Raw genomic sequence first — 14,201 nt, forward strand, 5'->3', positions numbered from 1 at the left:
CGATTGTGGCCCGGGTCAGGAGACCAGCGTCGATGCCAGCACCGCCGCGGCCAGCAGCACGTCGTAGACCACGCAGGTCTCGGCGTACCAGCGCCACACGACCGCGTTCGCCCGGTGGTGGAACGCGTCCCAGACGCCGTGCCCCACGAGGCCGGCCGCGAGCACGTATGCGCCGACGTCCTGCCCCACGAGAACGCCTGCCAGCAGGCTGATCCCCCCGAACACCACGAGCCCGGCGGCCTGCAGCAGCACCATCGACCGTCCCCGGATGCTGTTCCGGAGCAGTCCCACGACCGGGTACACCAGGGCCATCGCGAAGACCAGCCACGTCGGCACGCCGGAGCCGGCGCCCGCTCCCGCGAGCGTGCCGACGAGGAGCAGCAGCCCGACGAGCACCGGCCACCGGTCGCGCAGCCAGACCAGGTCGAACCCGTGGACGTGCTCCGTGTACTCGGCCGGCCGCAGCAGCATCGCGCCCGCCATCGCCGGAACCATCAGCACGTGACCCCAGAGCATCATGTCGCCCGCTCCGATGGCGCCTGCCCAGAACAGCACCAGCAGCACCGCGAACGGCGCCGCCATCGCCGCGTTCATCTCCCAGATCGCGGGCCGGCCGTGCCGCCGCACCCGCATCCACACGGTCATCGCGGCCACCATGTCGAGGACCATCACCACCGCGCCTACGTCGGGCCGGGCCAGCAGCGCCTCGATCCCCACGACCGCACCCGCCCAGTCCCAGGCCGGGGCCAGCAGCATCATCCCGAGCACCATCACGACGACCATCTCGACCAGGTGCGCGTGGAACCGCAGCACCTTCCGCCACCGTGTCGTGGGCGCGAGGTGGTGGGTCGTCGGGTGGGTTCCCGTGTGCGCTCCCCCGTGGTTCGTCGGGTGGATCGTCGTCTCCGCCGTCGTCTCCGCCATGTCTCCGTCTCCTTCGCTGCGGACGGCGTCCCTCGCCGCACCGGTATCCACGCTGTCCGACGGCGACCGCTGCCAGTAGTGCCGGACCGCACCCGGGCACGGGCACATGTCACTACCTCGTATGACAGATGTCATCAGGGCCCGGCAGCCCGCCCCGCCGCGGCGTCGGCGCTGGCAGGATGGCGCCATGAGCAGCACCCCGACCGTCGTGGACGACGACGGCAGCGGCCTCGCGAGCTTCCGCCGCAACACGTGGTGGGTCCTCGCGGGGACGGTGGCGTGCGTGCTGGGCTTCTCGGTCGGCGACTGGGTGCTCGACCCGGACGTCGAGGCGGGTCTGCGCGCCCTCACGGGTCTGGCGACGGTGACGACGATCGTGTCGTGCGGTGTCCTCCTGGCGCGGCGGATCCGGGACGAGACGACGTCGGCCGTCTGGCTCGTGACCGCGGGCGGCTCGACGGCGGTCGCCGCCGCGATACCGCTCGCCCTGGGCGAGTTCGGCATCTGGCCGATCGCGCCCGCCGCCACGATCTCGGTGCTGGTCACGTTCCTGCCCGCCCGCCGGGCGTGGTTCACGCTGGGCACCGCCCTGCTCGTGCTGCCGGCCATCGGACTGATCGCGGCCCTGGCCATGGGCGAGCCCAACGTCGCGCACGCCGCGTGGATGCCCGCCCTGATGGTCCTGGCATTCGGCCCCGCCATGGTCGGCATGCTCCACGCCTGGCAGGTCGCCGCCCGCCTCGACGACGCCCGGCGGCTCGCCGGCCAGCTCGCCGTGGCCGACGAGCGCCTCCGGTTCGCCGCCGACCTGCACGACATCCAGGGGCACCACCTCCAGGTGATCGCCCTCAAGAGCGAGCTCGCGGCGCGGCTCGCGGAGGCGGACCCCGCCCGGGCCGCCGCTACGATGCGCGAGGTCCAGCAGCTCGCCGGGGACGCCCTGCGCGAGACCCGCTCCCTGGTCCAGGGCTACCGGCGCACCACCCTCGACGCCGAGATCGCCAACGCGTCCAAGGTCCTCGCGGCCGCCGGCGTGGAGGTCCTGGCCGACGTCGACGCCGACCTCGCCGCGAGCCTTCCGGAAGGGCCCCGCAGCCTCCTCGGCCTGGTCGTGCGCGAGGCCACCACCAACCTGCTGCGGCACAGCCGGGCCACGCGCGCGGCGATGGTCCTGGTGCCCGACGGCGCAGGCGCCCGCCTCGTCATCGACAACGACGGCGTCCGGCCGGCCGAGCTCGGCAGCGGGCCGGCCAAGCTCGGCAGCGACTCCGCTGGAGGCGGTGACGGCACGGGCCTGGTGTCCCTCGCGGAACGGCTCGACGCCGTCGGCGGGCACCTCTCGTGGACCTGCGAGGGCGACCGGTTCGTGGTCACGGCTACGGTGACCGGATGATCCGCCTGCTGCTGGCCGACGACGAGGAGCTGCTGCGCGGAGCCCTCTGCTCCCTCCTCGACCTCGAGGACGACCTCCAGGTAGTGGCTCAGGCCGCCACCACCACGCACGCCGTGCGGCTCGCCGAGCAGCACCGCCCCGACGTCGCCGTGCTCGACCTCGAGATGCCGCCCACCGACGGGCTGCACGCGGCCGCGCAGATCCTGGCCCGGGCCGAGGGCACGCCGCCCCGCGTCATCATCGTGACACGGCACGCCCGGCCCGCGGTCCTGCGCCGGGCCCTCGCCGCGGGCGTGAGCGGGTTCGTACCGAAGTCGACGCCGGCGGCGCGGCTGGCGCAGATCGTGCGCGACGTCGCCGTCGGACGCCGCTACGTCGATCCGGAGATCGCCGCGTCGGCGCTCACGGAGAACGAGTGCCCGCTGACGGACCGCGAGCTGGAGGTGCTGCGCGAGGCACGCACGGGCGCCCAGGTCTCCGAGATCGCGGCAGCCGTACACCTCGCGCCCGGGACGGTACGCAACTACCTGTCGTCGGCGATGGCCAAGCTCGGGGTCGCCACCCGCCACGCCGCGGCGCACCGCGCCTGGGAAGAGGGCTGGATCTAGGGCTCGCGGCGACCGGGGGCGGGCGGCTCGCCATCAGCCGGCCGCCGCCGTCGGGCAAGGTGTGCTGTTTTGACAGGTGCCAGGTGGGCTGAACTGCGTTCGGCTGCGCCACGGGTTTGCGGGCTCTGCTGAACAATTCAGCCTGGCCGAACTAGGCAGGGCCAGGCTGAACGCAATTCGGCAGACCTGGCACCCGCTCCCCGCTACTACCTTGGCCTGGGACCTGGCTCGACCCGGCCTGGCGGTCGTTCGCCTAGCGGTCGTTCGCCTCGCGGTCGCCGTCGACGTAGTACCAGCGGCCGCCCTCGCGGACGAAGCGGCTGGTCTCGTGCAGGCTGCCGCGAGCGCCGGTGGCCGGGTAGCGGTAGAAGGCGGTGAACTCGACGACACCGGTGGTGTCGAACGGGCCGCCGCGTTCGGTGCGGTGGACGTCCAGGCGGCGCCACTGCTCGTCGCCCAGCCCGGCGGTGTCCGGCCGGTTCCGGGGCGCCCAGGTGGCCAGCAGGTAGGCCTCGTCCCCGACCGCGAACGCCGAGTACCGCGAGCGCATCAGGGCCTCGGCGGTCGGGGCGGTGGCGGCGCCGGAGTGGTAGCGCCCGCAGCAGGCGCCGTAGGTGTCGCCGGAGAGGCAGGGGCAGCGTTCGTCGTCGTGCACCAGGTGATCCTCCCATCCACCGGAGGAGAGGGGCATTCAGATAGTTGTCATAGCTATTATCGCCATGTATGTTAACCGGCATGCAGACTCCCCCCGGCGCCATGGCCGGTGCCCTCGTCTGGCGTCTCGCCAACCGGTGGCGCACCGCCGTCGACCGCGCCGTAGGCGTGCACGACCTCACGCACGCCACCTACGTGGCGCTCACCACGCTCTACTCGCTACGCGCCGGCGCCGGCTCGGCCGACGACGCACCCGCCCCCAGCCAGCGCGCCCTCGCCGACGCGTCAGGCATGGAACCGATGTACGTCTCGCGGCTGATCCGCTCGCTGGAGTCCGACGGGCTGGTCGTCCGCACCCGGGACGAACGCGATACGCGCGTCGTCCGGCTGGAGATCACCGACGCGGGCCTGGCCGTCGTCCGCCCGGCGATGCGCACGGTACAGACCCTCCTGGACCAGCTGCTCGCTCCTCTCGGCGGGCGCGGCAGCGAGCGCACCGCCGAGTTCGCCGCCACCCTCACCGAGCTGCTCGACGCACCCCTCGATCCTGGAGCCACCGATGCCTGATGTGACAGTTCTCGACTCGACCATGCACTTCGAGGCGACCAGGGACGGAGCTCCTGGCGCGACGCCGGTCGTGTTCCTGCACGGCAACCCGTCCTCGTCGCACACCTGGCGCGACGTGCTGCCCGCCGTCGGACGGGGACGCCTGCTGGCGCCCGACCTGATCGGGATGGGCGGGTCCGGCAAGCCGGACCTCGCGTACACGCTCGCCGACCATGCCCGCTATCTCGACGCCTGGTTCGACGCGGTGCTCGGGGACGAGCCGGCTGTCCTCGTGGGGCACGACTGGGGCGGCGCCCTGGCGATCGACCGAGCGGCCCGGTTCCCCGGCCGGGTGCGGGGCACTGCCCTGTTCGAGGCCGTGCTCCGGCCGGTGCGACGCGAGCACCTGTCTCCTCAGGCGCGCGCCCGGAGCGAGCTGATCGCCTCTCCGGAGGGCGAGGTCCTGTTCCTGGACCACGACACCGCGATCCGGCAGGCGTACACCCGCGGCGTGCTGAACCCGGTGGCCGAGGAGGATCTCGCTCCGTACCTGGCGCCCTACCCCTCCCGGGAGAGCCGTCGCCCGCTGCTCGCCTGGGCACGCCAGCTCGCCGAGCCGCCCGCCGAGCTGGTCGAGCGGCTCGAGCGGGCGGGATCCTGGCTGGCGGCGTCGTCGGACGTGCCGAAGCTGCTGCTCACGTTCGAGGGCTCGCCCACCCTGCTGATCGACGACCGCGCGGTCGCCTGGGCGCGCGAGCACCTGGCCGCGATCGAGATCGAACCGCTCGGGCCGGCTGGCCACCATGCGACCGAGGACCGGCCCGCCGAGATCGGCCGGGCGGTCGGGGCCTGGCTGGACCGGCACGCGCTGGGCTGATCCGCGGCTACGCGAACGTCTCGTGCCCCAGCACCGCCAGCAGGCGGATCTTTTCCTCGGCCTCGCTGCCCGGCTCGGGCGTCAGCACCAGGAGCGCCTGTGACTGGTCCTCGGTGAACAGCGCCTGGCAGGCGACGTCGATGCGGCCGAGCTCGGGGTGCACCAGCGTCTTGTGCTCCTCGAAGCGCCGCGACACCTCGTGCAGCTCCCACATCCGGACGAACTCCGGGCTCTCCCGCAGCAGGACGCGCAGCATCTCGTCGGCGGGCGAGCCCGGCCTGGCCGCGCCGTGGGCGGCCCGCAGCGAGGCGACCTGGCTGCGGCCCTGCCGCTCGTGGTCCTCGGGCGGGTACACGTTCCTGGAGTCGGGCTCCATGAACCAGCGGTAGACGGAGCTGCGGGCCAGGCCTGTCTCCGGCGGCGTGCCGAAGATCGCCTCGGCGAGCCGGTTCTGCACCAGCGGCTCCCCCAGCCCCGACAGGATGACCGCCGGGGTGTCCTCGAGCCGGTCCAGCACACGCAGCAGGGCGGGCGCCACGTGGGACTCGAGCGGCACGCGCCGCGGCACCCCGTGGCCGGCGAGGCGGAACATGTAGTCCCGCTCCTCGACGGTCAGGCGTAGCGCGCGGGAGAGCGCCGCGAGCATCTGCTCGGAGGGCTGCGGCCCGCGCTGCTGCTCCAGCCGCGCGTAGTAGTCCACGGACATCCCGGTCAGGGCCGCCACCTCCTCGCGGCGCAGTCCCGGTGCCCGACGGCGGGGCCCCGGCACCAGCCCGACGTCGGACGGGCGCAGGGCTTCCCGGCGTCGGCGGAGGAAGTCGGCGAGGGCTGCACGGTTCATCTGCCTATCGTGCGCCGCGCCGCGCACGGGAGCCAGGGATCGCGGGTCCCTGGTTCACCGGGTCTCTCCCGCCGTCGGCCCGGGCGGCGCACGGTGGAGCCATGAACACAGAAGGAAACACCATCTTCATTCCCGGCGGCACCCGCGGTATCGGCCTCGCCCTCGCCCTGCGGCTCCAGGCCAGGGGCAACACCGTGATCGTCGGCGGGCGCAGCGCCGAGACGCTGGACGCCCTCGCCGCCGACCACGGTCTCGCCGTCGTCCGCATCGACACGGACGATGCCGAGTCCATCCGGACCGCCTCCGCGGAGGTGATCGAGCGGTTCCCCGACGTCAACGTGCTGGTGCCGATGGCCGGGATCATGCGGGCCGAGAACTGGCGCACCCCGGGCTTCCTGGCGGACGCCGAGGCCGTCGTGACCACCAACGTGCTCGGCCCGATCCGGCTGATCGCCGCGTTCACCAACCACCTGCAGTCCCGGCCGGACGCGACGATCCTCACCGTGTCCTCGGGCCTGGCCCACGCCCCGCTGCGGGTCACCCCGACGTACAACGCGAGCAAGGCCGCGATCCACATGCTGTCGGAGTCGATCCGCCTGCAGTTCGCGGGCACCAGCGTGTCCGTCACGGAGCTGGTGCCGCCGTCCGTGCAGACCACGCTCATGCCGGGCCACGACGAGGACCCGCACGCCATGCCGCTGGCCGAGTACGCCGACGAGACGATCAGCCTCTTGGCGGCCCAGCCCGACGCGCACGAGATCCAGGTCGAGCGGGTCAAGTTCCTCCGCTACGGCGAGGTCCGGGGCGACTACGACCAGGTCGTTGACGCCCTGAACGCGTCGGAACCGATCGCGGCCCCCGCGAGCTGACCCCACCGGGTCTTGACAGGCTCGACCAGCGGGTTCCGTTGGTCGAGCCTGTCGAGACCTCTACCGTCCCGAGAGCACCGCGCTCACGTCCGCAGTCCCCGGCGCGTCCAGCGTCACCTCGGCCACCCCACCGCCGTCGGCCGCCTCGATGCGATAGTCACCGAGGAAGCCGCCGAACCGCACGCGGCCCTCGGCGTCGGTGCGCAGCGTGGCGGGCGAGAGCCACCACTCGCCCTTGACGAGCTCCCGCAGCCGGTCGAACGCGGGCTTGCGCGAACCGTCCGCCCGGAGCAGCCCGCCCGGGGCGTTCAGCCACATGCCCCGGTCGGACAGACCCCAGTACGTCATCGCCTCGACGCCCGGGTGCGACAGGAGCGTCCGGTAGTGCCGCTCCACCTCGTCGGCCTGGCGCGCCTCGCCCTCCGGCGTCGACGGCCACGACTCGACCTGCCAGTCGTTGAGGTCCTCGATGTGCGCGGGCATCACGTCGCCCGACATGAGCGTCGTCTCCGTGAAGTGGATCGGGATGTTGTACCGGGAGAACCGGTCCAGGACCGCGAGGGTCCTCTCCTCGCCCCAGTAGCCCTGGTGCCAGTGGTTCCGCTAGAGGGACCTAGCGCGTAGGTTGCCCGTATGGACATCGAACAGCGGCCTACGGTGCCGCTCTACCTGCGTATATCTCAGTCTGACCTCAAGGAGGGCGAGACGATCTCGGACGCTCTCGACCGGCAGGAGAAGGACTGTCGCCGTCTCGCGGACGGTCTCGGTTGGCGCGTTGGCGAGACCTTCAAAGATCTCGGGATCAGTGCCACTAAGGGCAAGGACCGGCCGGAGTTCCTGCGGCTACTCGCAACAAAGCCCGCACGTGCAATCACATGGCACATGGACCGGTTCATTCGCATGTCTGCCGAGCTAGAGGTAGTCATCTCGACCAACGAAAACATGGACGTTCGGTCTGTGTTCTCGGGACAGTTCGACCTAGCGACTCCGGCCGGTCGAATGGCGGCACGTCAGGTTGTCGCCGTTAACCAGTACGAGGGCGAACACAAGGCGGAACGCCAGCGAGCTAGGAACCAACAGCTAGCGGAGCAGGGCTATCCGTTCTGGCGCCGCGCACCCTTGGGCCACACGTCCAAGGGCGAGAAGACCGAGCACGCCAAGTCTGTGGCGTGGGCGGCAAAGGCACTTCTCGACGGCGAGACGCTAGCGAACATCGCCCGCGCCTTTGACGAGAACGGCGTGCCCAATCCGCAAGGTGCGCCCAAGTGGACGAGCGTCGCAATCTCGGTCATTCTCCGTTCGCCGCGCATTGCCGGGATTCTCGCGTTCAAGGGAGAGCGGATGCCGCTCTCCCGGATTGAGCCGATCATTTCGGAAGAGACGTTCGCGGAGCTGCAAGGCATCCTCTCGGGCAATGACGCAAAGGCGGCAGGCGGAGGTAAGGCACGCAACCTTCTGACCGGGCTTGCCCTATGCGGCGAGTGCAACGACGGGAAGACAACCGTTCGAGCCGGTAAGGGAAAGTACGCGGACGGCAGGCACGCGAAGTATCAGTGCGGCGTCCACGGGCACAACTCGCACCGGAACACTCGCCGCCCCGACGAGAACGGAGTCACCGAGGGAATCGACGAGTACGTCGTTGACCGGACACTCGCCGTGATCGAACGGGGCGAACACGTGATCTTTAGTGCAGGCCTGACGCAGCCGGAACGCGCGGAGCTGGTAGCCGAGAGGAAGCGTCTACGTGACGCCCTGGGCGAGTGGGAGAGCGCGGGAGCGTCTATCGGACCTAGCGAGTATCTGCGCGTCACACAGCCTCTCAGAGCGGCCCTGTCGGACGTCGAGGAGAAGTTGCAGACCCCCGCCATGCGTGACCTGTTGGAAGGGCTCACGTTCGGCGGAACGGGCTGGACCGGTCTTATGGCTAAGGCGGCTCTGTGGGAGCGCTGGGACGTCCTGCCGCTGGCTCGTAAGCGGGCGATCCTGGCGGCAATCTGGGAGAGCATCACGTTGCTTCCGTCGCACGGCAACAGGTGGCACATGCCCGCCGTGGAAGACGTCGTCGAGTTGGTCGAACGGACGCAGTAAACGGGACGGCCCGCCGCCATCTGGACGACGGGCCTAACCCGGAGCCTCAACCCTACCAAGGGTTGAGGCTCTTTTCATGCTCCCGCTGAGACGTTCAACTGTAAAAAGAGGCAGGTCGGAAGGGGTATACGGAATGCTAAAAGCGATATGCTAAATACATTCACAATTAAAGAGGCTAATTCTTTGAAGGTTATGCCACACTAGAGGTATCAACAGAGAAGAGGCAAGGAAATGGCTTACTGGGATTCAGACCTAGGCAGGGCACGTCACGCGGAAACGTGGGCGAGTAAGAAGGTAGACCGGCTGGAGAAGGAACTAGAGGAAGCTCTCGACAAGTGGGCTACCGCGCAGGTTGTTCTAGCAAGGCTAGAAGATAAGGCGGCGGAATCGTGATTACCGCAGCACTACTAATGATCGTAGTAACCGGCGCGACACTCGCCGGTAAGAGAACCGCCGCATTCGTAATGAGGAAGCAGGTATCCCAGTGAACGTGCCAGACACAGTGAAAGAGATCAACCTAGTGGACATGCTGACAGACGAGGAAAAGGCGGAGGTAGCAGAGGAACACGCTAGACACGAATTCTACGAGGCTCACCCGCCGCGTCTAAAGGGTGTGGATTGGCTACCGCTACGCAAGCCCGTACCGGCACTCATCACGGGCTACATGCCTCGATACGGACTAGGGCAGATCTACGCACCTAGCTACTCCGGCAAGACGTACGTAACCCTGTCTCTCGTCCTAGCGGTATGCGCAGGACACAAGGAATGGTTCGGACTGCCACTCAATCTCGACGGACCACAGACCGTCGTCTACATCGCCTCGGAAGGTGGCCAGGTTTTTTGGGACGCCGTAGAGGCATGGCTAGAGGCACATCCCGATTCGGACCTGTCAGGGCTTCACGTGCTGGACTCGGCAGAGGGCGACAGGCTAGGCATCGAAGCGCCGAACGCCAAAGAACACGCAATCCCGTTCGAGGATTCGATGCAGCGGCTACGAACCGAAATGGCGTTCGAGGGAATCGACCCGACAATCGTGGTTATCGATCCACAGCTCAACACCATGTACACGGTGGACGAGAACTCGAACATAGAAATGGTCCAGGTTTATTCGTTCCTAAAGTCATGGGCCGAAACGCTCGAGTGCCTTGTCCTACTGGTTCACCACACAGGACACGACAAGTCGCGTGGACGTGGCGCCTCTTCACAGGGCAGCGCACTAGACCTAATGATCGCTCTCAAGATGACCGGTAAGGGTTGCGGCGAGATTTCGTTCGAGAAGGTCAAGGGCGAGATACAGCCGGAACCACTCGGCTACAACATTGCCCGGCTGCCCATCCCCCACGGCTCTGGTTCCGGCGCGTATGCCTACCGGGATGACTCACAGACAAAGTCCGGTCGAGAAGACGAGAAGGAATCAGTAGACCGCGTGCTGAGGGAGCGTGTCCTACAGGCCGTCAAGGACGGCAAGGATTCGGCGTCCGGCATTGCCAAGCACCTCGGGGCGGACTGGAACCGCAACAAGGTACAGAGGTTTCTAGACGAACTTGCTGCTGCGGGAATGGTGGAGAACACCAACGTGACTGACAATCCACGTCAGAACCAGTGGATCGACACCGTCAAGGCGAATATGTGAGTGCTTGTTGCACGCCTTGCACGCAAGCAACATGCAAGGGTGCAGCGGCCTAGATTTGCTTGTTGCCTTGCGCATATGTCTATATGCGCAGCAAGGCAACAAGGCAATCTGTAGGACTAAGAGCAGACCAAACCCACGCCACAGCGGCGTGGGAGCTAAGGAAGTTAGAAGGAAGAGCAGATGACTACAGAGCAAATGGATTGGATGGATGACCAGAACCGTTCGCGAACGGTGCCCTCCACAGGAGAGCGGATCATCCCGGAGGCAGTCGACACGTTGTACATAGACGGCGAGTCATGGGTCAAGGTCACGCCGGAGATTAGGACAGCACTAGAAGCGGCGGGTCTGTGATCGAGGTACAGGCCATCGCCGAGATGGCATGGGACATCGGTGCAGCGGCGGAGGAGCGGGACTACTGGCTCACCGAGGTAGAGCCACTGGCCGGGATTGTCACCGAGGACTACGTACTCCCCCGGGACTTCTGCTGTAGCTGGGTGGAGACTCGCCTCCCGGAGCTCCGGCTACTGGAGCCACAGGAAGTCCGGCGGCGGATCTCGAACGCCATGTACAAGTGGATGGGCAAGACGGTCGAGAAGGGCCGACGTGAGCACGTAGCCGCCCCTCTGCCGCCCGTACGGGACATTCCGGCAGATCTGCTCATGGATCTCCTACAGCGCTCTGCAAGGCGTGCTGAGGGCATCGTGCGCCGACGGAAGAACATCAAGTTGTGGGGCACGGTCGCCACGGTCCGGAGCCAGTCCGGGGAGAACATCCCGGCTTCCGAGTTCTGGTCTGACGGGTGGATCTACATAGCCACCCACACAGCCGACGGCGACTCCCCCGCCGATGTGATCCGGCGATGCGCCGACTACATGGCAGACGCCAAAGAGCGGGACGAGACGGACCCTCAGCCGCCAAGAAAGAACGGCTCGCGGGAACGAATTGTTCGAGAGCCTATCGATATTGAATTGCTCCCCGCTGTACCCCTTAGTAAGTAGGGGAGCAATACCCTTCCAATAGTCCCCGTCCAAGGATGGCGCGAACGTAGCGCAGCCGTCCGGGCGGGGGCTCTCTTTTGTCTTCGCTCAATACCCATACGGGGTACCGGTACCAAACTGAAAGGTGGCGTCATGGGCTTGTTCAACTTCAAGGCACTCGCCGAATTCGCCACCGCTCCGAACGCAGCCAACACCGGATACGTCTCCCCGTTCAGTCCTACTGACTCGCTGAGTCAGGCAATCGTCGGGGACATCTTCGGTTACCAAACCGACGTTGACTACGACGCGCCTATCAGCCGAGCTGAGGCAATGACGATTCCGTCGCTCATCCGAGCACGCGGCATCCTCATGATCATTGCGTCGCAGCCTCTCATTGCGTACAAGGGCTCTGAGCGGCTTGCCAGACAGCCCGGATGGCTGAACCGCACTGACACTTCCGTGAGCCCTCAGGCACGCATTGTCGCGACCATGGACGACCTTATTTTCCACGGTGAATCCCTGTGGGTTGTCGCGCGCAACAGCTCCGGCGCAATCACGGATGCAGTGCGGATGCCGTTTGAGAAGTGGCGTGTAGCTGTTGACGGCACCATTGAGGTCAACGTTGCTGAGGGCAAGTGGCAGCCGGTTACCGACCCAAAGTCCGTTATCCATTTCCAAGGATTCCAGGAGGGCGTCTGCACTATCGGCGCCCCGGCCTTGAGAGCGGCCCGGGACATCCAACGTTCCGTTGCGGCACGGGCCAAGTCTCCGGTTCCCCTTCTCGACCTCCACATTACGGATGACGTCGAACTCACCAGCGACGAAAAGGCGCTCATGCGCCGCGAATGGAACGCGGCACTGAGAGACCCTGACGGTTCGGTCGCGACGACGCCGCACAACGTAGAGGCAAAGCCGCTAGGTGCTGAGGGAACAAACGACTTCCTCACGGCAGCCCGTAACGGTTCCCGTCTCGACATCGCGAATTTGATGCAGGTACCCGCGTCGCTTCTTGAGGGTTCGACGTCTACCGCGTCACTGACGTATTCGACGTCCGAAGGTAAGCGTTCAGAACTCAAGGACTACGGACTCCAGCTCTGGGCAAACACCTTCAACTCGCGCCTTTCTCTGGACGACATCACCGCATCCGGTACACGGATTGCCTTTGATTTCTCGGATCTTTCCGAGGTTCCCGACGACGGCGTGAGCGCCCCTACCGAGGATTGATTCATGACCGTACTTACAGCAAATCTTGCCGATAGGACCCTTGCCGGCCTGGTGCTGCCTTTTGACGAAATTGGGTTCACGAACCTAGGGGCAGTACAGGCGTCAAGAGATTCCCAACTGGACTTTGCCGAGACTGTGACGCTCAACCTGGAGCACAACGGCGGCACGATCGACATTGGTTCCGGAATCCTCGCAAAAAGGGATGACGGCATTTACGGAATGTTCCGAGTGGACGAGTCGCCGATGGGTGACGCCGTTCTTCTAGAGGCATCCGAAGGAAAGCGCAACGGATTCTCTATCGAGATTCCGGAGCCCATCATTCGCGGCGGAAAGATCCTCGCCGGACTTATCAACGCGGTCGCCGCTGTCGTTCGACCCGCGTTCCCTTCTGCGATGCAGGCAAGCGAAAGCGACCTGATGGCAGAAGACACGGGAGAGATTCCCGAGGAACTCGTTATCGACGGAGTTTCGTACACCCGCACTATTTCACAGGACGACGAGTCCGAAAAGGAAGGTACCCCCGTGGTTACTGATAACAAGCTTGACGAAAACGCCAAGGTGGATCTTTCCGCCGCGTTCGCTGGAAACGCCAACAAGGACAAGGGCGCTCCGCTCACCGCTGCAAAGGCGTTCAGCGCCATTGCTAAGGGCGCCGCGACTAACAACCTGCAAGCTGCACTTGCCAACGTCACACACGATGACGGCGACAATGACGGCGACGGCGTAGGCGAGATCGCTGCCGCTCCCGGCTGGCTTGGCGAGGTCTACAAGGAAGCGGCTTACAACCGCAAGTACGTGTCGCTGTTCACTCCGGGCAGCCTGACCTCTTACCGAGAGGCTGGTTTCCGCTGGTCGTCCAAGCCGACCGTTGCCCAGTACGCGGGTAACAAGGCCGAGATTCCTACGGGTGGCATCACCGCTGAGCCTGTGACCTACGGGACGCAGCGCTGGGCACACGGTGCCGACCTGGACCGCCGGTTCATTGACTTCGGTGACCAGGACGTTCTACGCGCCTTTGTCGAGGCTCAGATTGAGTCCTACCTCGAGGTAACCGACGCCTACTCGCTCGCACAGGCTATTGCCGCTGCGACCGACGTTGAGCGTGGACCGGCTGTGGCAGGTGTCAACAACACCATTACTCAGATCGTTGACGGCGCACTAGCGCTTATCGGAAACGACCGAACACCCACTGGTGCCGTTGTTGGCCTAGCTGGCTACCGCTCGCTTCTGCTCTCCCCCAAGGACCTAGTCCTTGAGTTCCTGACACAGGGCATGGGCCTGGAAGAGGGTTCGCTTGCGGGCTTCCGCATCGTTCCATCCGCGAATGCCGCTCTCGTCGGCAAGTCCCTTGTCGTGGACAAGAGCACGGTCAAGTTCAAGGAATTCGGTGGCGGCACCCCTGTGCGTGTCGAGGCTCAGCACGTCGCCAACGGTGGCGTTGACCTCGCCGTATTCGGTTACACGTCCTTCCAGGACCTGACCGAGGACGGCATTGTCCTGGTCGCGGACGACCTCACCCCCTGAGTCCTTCTAGCTGTGGCGCGCGGTAATCAAATCCCGCGCGCCA

General features: G+C 66.5%; 14 protein-coding genes. 10 read left to right on the top strand and 4 right to left on the bottom strand.

What is annotated here, in order from left to right; translation table 11 throughout:
* Positions 1 to 15: 15 nt before the first annotated feature.
* On the bottom strand, positions 16 to 924 hold the full coding sequence (locus ACNYC2_RS14215) for a hypothetical protein (RefSeq protein WP_419707647.1): 909 nt from the start codon (positions 922 to 924) through the stop codon (positions 16 to 18).
* 187 nt (positions 925 to 1,111) lie between these two features.
* On the opposite strand from ACNYC2_RS14215, the gene ACNYC2_RS14220 reads away from it, so the two are divergent.
* Positions 1,112 to 2,317, top strand: coding sequence for a sensor histidine kinase (locus ACNYC2_RS14220; RefSeq protein ID WP_419707648.1), 1,206 nt, complete (start codon positions 1,112 to 1,114; stop codon positions 2,315 to 2,317).
* On the top strand, positions 2,314 to 2,925 hold the full coding sequence (locus tag ACNYC2_RS14225) for a DNA-binding response regulator (protein ID WP_419707649.1): 612 nt from the start codon (positions 2,314 to 2,316) through the stop codon (positions 2,923 to 2,925). The genes ACNYC2_RS14220 and ACNYC2_RS14225 overlap by 4 nt, the downstream gene beginning before the upstream one ends.
* 253 nt (positions 2,926 to 3,178) lie before the next feature.
* On the opposite strand, the gene ACNYC2_RS14230 is transcribed toward ACNYC2_RS14225, so the two are convergent.
* Entirely contained in the window at positions 3,179 to 3,616 is a 438-nt protein-coding gene (locus ACNYC2_RS14230) for a YchJ family protein (RefSeq protein ID WP_419707650.1), read from the bottom strand.
* A 44-nt stretch (positions 3,617 to 3,660) separates the two neighbouring features.
* Here ACNYC2_RS14230 and ACNYC2_RS14235 point away from each other — a divergent pair, with 44 nt between their 5' ends.
* Both ACNYC2_RS14235 and ACNYC2_RS14240 read left to right on the top strand, forming a co-directional pair.
* Entirely contained in the window at positions 3,661 to 4,146 is a 486-nt protein-coding gene (locus ACNYC2_RS14235) for a MarR family winged helix-turn-helix transcriptional regulator (RefSeq protein ID WP_419707651.1), read from the top strand.
* Positions 4,139 to 5,002: a haloalkane dehalogenase gene (locus tag ACNYC2_RS14240; protein ID WP_419707652.1), complete on the top strand. Its 864-nt coding sequence runs from the start codon at positions 4,139 to 4,141 to the stop codon at positions 5,000 to 5,002. The genes ACNYC2_RS14235 and ACNYC2_RS14240 overlap by 8 nt, the downstream gene beginning before the upstream one ends.
* A 7-nt stretch (positions 5,003 to 5,009) precedes the next feature.
* Here ACNYC2_RS14240 and ACNYC2_RS14245 read toward each other — a convergent pair whose 3' ends face one another.
* Positions 5,010 to 5,843, bottom strand: a complete 834-nt coding sequence (locus ACNYC2_RS14245; RefSeq protein ID WP_419707653.1) for a helix-turn-helix transcriptional regulator — start codon at positions 5,841 to 5,843, stop codon at positions 5,010 to 5,012.
* A gap of 101 nt (positions 5,844 to 5,944) precedes the next feature.
* Here ACNYC2_RS14245 and ACNYC2_RS14250 point away from each other — a divergent pair, with 101 nt between their 5' ends.
* A complete protein-coding gene (locus ACNYC2_RS14250; RefSeq protein WP_419707654.1) occupies positions 5,945 to 6,712 on the top strand; it encodes an SDR family oxidoreductase in 768 nt (255 codons plus the stop codon).
* A 60-nt stretch (positions 6,713 to 6,772) separates the two neighbouring features.
* On the opposite strand, the gene ACNYC2_RS14255 is transcribed toward ACNYC2_RS14250, so the two are convergent.
* Positions 6,773 to 7,210: a hypothetical protein gene (locus tag ACNYC2_RS14255; RefSeq protein WP_419707655.1), complete on the bottom strand. Its 438-nt coding sequence runs from the start codon at positions 7,208 to 7,210 to the stop codon at positions 6,773 to 6,775.
* A 135-nt stretch (positions 7,211 to 7,345) separates the two neighbouring features.
* Between ACNYC2_RS14255 and ACNYC2_RS14260 the strand changes: the two genes are divergently transcribed.
* From ACNYC2_RS14260 to ACNYC2_RS14280, 5 genes are all read left to right on the top strand, one after another.
* The gene (locus ACNYC2_RS14260; RefSeq protein ID WP_419707656.1) at positions 7,346 to 8,800 is read left to right on the top strand and encodes a recombinase family protein; all 1,455 of its coding nucleotides are present in this window, start codon (positions 7,346 to 7,348) and stop codon (positions 8,798 to 8,800) included.
* Between the two features lie 490 nt (positions 8,801 to 9,290).
* Positions 9,291 to 10,433 carry an AAA family ATPase gene (locus tag ACNYC2_RS14265; RefSeq protein ID WP_419707657.1) on the top strand — a complete coding sequence of 381 codons (1,143 nt, stop codon included), beginning with the start codon at positions 9,291 to 9,293 and terminating at the stop codon, positions 10,431 to 10,433.
* 347 nt (positions 10,434 to 10,780) lie between these two features.
* A complete protein-coding gene (locus tag ACNYC2_RS14270) occupies positions 10,781 to 11,431 on the top strand; it encodes a hypothetical protein (protein ID WP_419707658.1) in 651 nt (216 codons plus the stop codon).
* A 132-nt stretch (positions 11,432 to 11,563) separates the two neighbouring features.
* On the top strand, positions 11,564 to 12,634 hold the full coding sequence (locus ACNYC2_RS14275; RefSeq protein WP_419707659.1) for a phage portal protein: 1,071 nt from the start codon (positions 11,564 to 11,566) through the stop codon (positions 12,632 to 12,634).
* A 3-nt stretch (positions 12,635 to 12,637) separates the two neighbouring features.
* Entirely contained in the window at positions 12,638 to 14,158 is a 1,521-nt protein-coding gene (locus ACNYC2_RS14280; protein WP_419707660.1) for a hypothetical protein, read from the top strand.
* Positions 14,159 to 14,201 lie beyond the last annotated feature (43 nt).

Origin of the sequence: Promicromonospora sp. NFX87, assembly GCF_048564965.1 — a bacterium.
GTDB lineage: Bacteria > Actinomycetota > Actinomycetes > Actinomycetales > Cellulomonadaceae > Promicromonospora.

What these genes read in the sequence shown, in the direction of transcription:
- ACNYC2_RS14275 (WP_419707659.1), top strand. Translation starts at nt 11,564, where the DNA reads ATGGGCTTGTTCAACTTCAAGGCACTCGCCGAATTCGCCACCGCTCCG.
- ACNYC2_RS14215 (WP_419707647.1), bottom strand. Translation starts at nt 924, where the DNA reads ATGGCGGAGACGACGGCGGAGACGACGATCCACCCGACGAACCACGGG.
- ACNYC2_RS14245 (WP_419707653.1), bottom strand. Translation starts at nt 5,843, where the DNA reads ATGAACCGTGCAGCCCTCGCCGACTTCCTCCGCCGACGCCGGGAAGCC.
- ACNYC2_RS14250 (WP_419707654.1), top strand. Translation starts at nt 5,945, where the DNA reads ATGAACACAGAAGGAAACACCATCTTCATTCCCGGCGGCACCCGCGGT.
- ACNYC2_RS14220 (WP_419707648.1), top strand. Translation starts at nt 1,112, where the DNA reads ATGAGCAGCACCCCGACCGTCGTGGACGACGACGGCAGCGGCCTCGCG.
- ACNYC2_RS14225 (WP_419707649.1), top strand. Translation starts at nt 2,314, where the DNA reads ATGATCCGCCTGCTGCTGGCCGACGACGAGGAGCTGCTGCGCGGAGCC.
- ACNYC2_RS14255 (WP_419707655.1), bottom strand. Translation starts at nt 7,210, where the DNA reads ATGTCGGGCGACGTGATGCCCGCGCACATCGAGGACCTCAACGACTGG.
- ACNYC2_RS14235 (WP_419707651.1), top strand. Translation starts at nt 3,661, where the DNA reads ATGCAGACTCCCCCCGGCGCCATGGCCGGTGCCCTCGTCTGGCGTCTC.
- ACNYC2_RS14260 (WP_419707656.1), top strand. Translation starts at nt 7,346, where the DNA reads ATGGACATCGAACAGCGGCCTACGGTGCCGCTCTACCTGCGTATATCT.
- ACNYC2_RS14230 (WP_419707650.1), bottom strand. Translation starts at nt 3,616, where the DNA reads ATGCCCCTCTCCTCCGGTGGATGGGAGGATCACCTGGTGCACGACGAC.
- ACNYC2_RS14280 (WP_419707660.1), top strand. Translation starts at nt 12,638, where the DNA reads ATGACCGTACTTACAGCAAATCTTGCCGATAGGACCCTTGCCGGCCTG.
- ACNYC2_RS14240 (WP_419707652.1), top strand. Translation starts at nt 4,139, where the DNA reads ATGCCTGATGTGACAGTTCTCGACTCGACCATGCACTTCGAGGCGACC.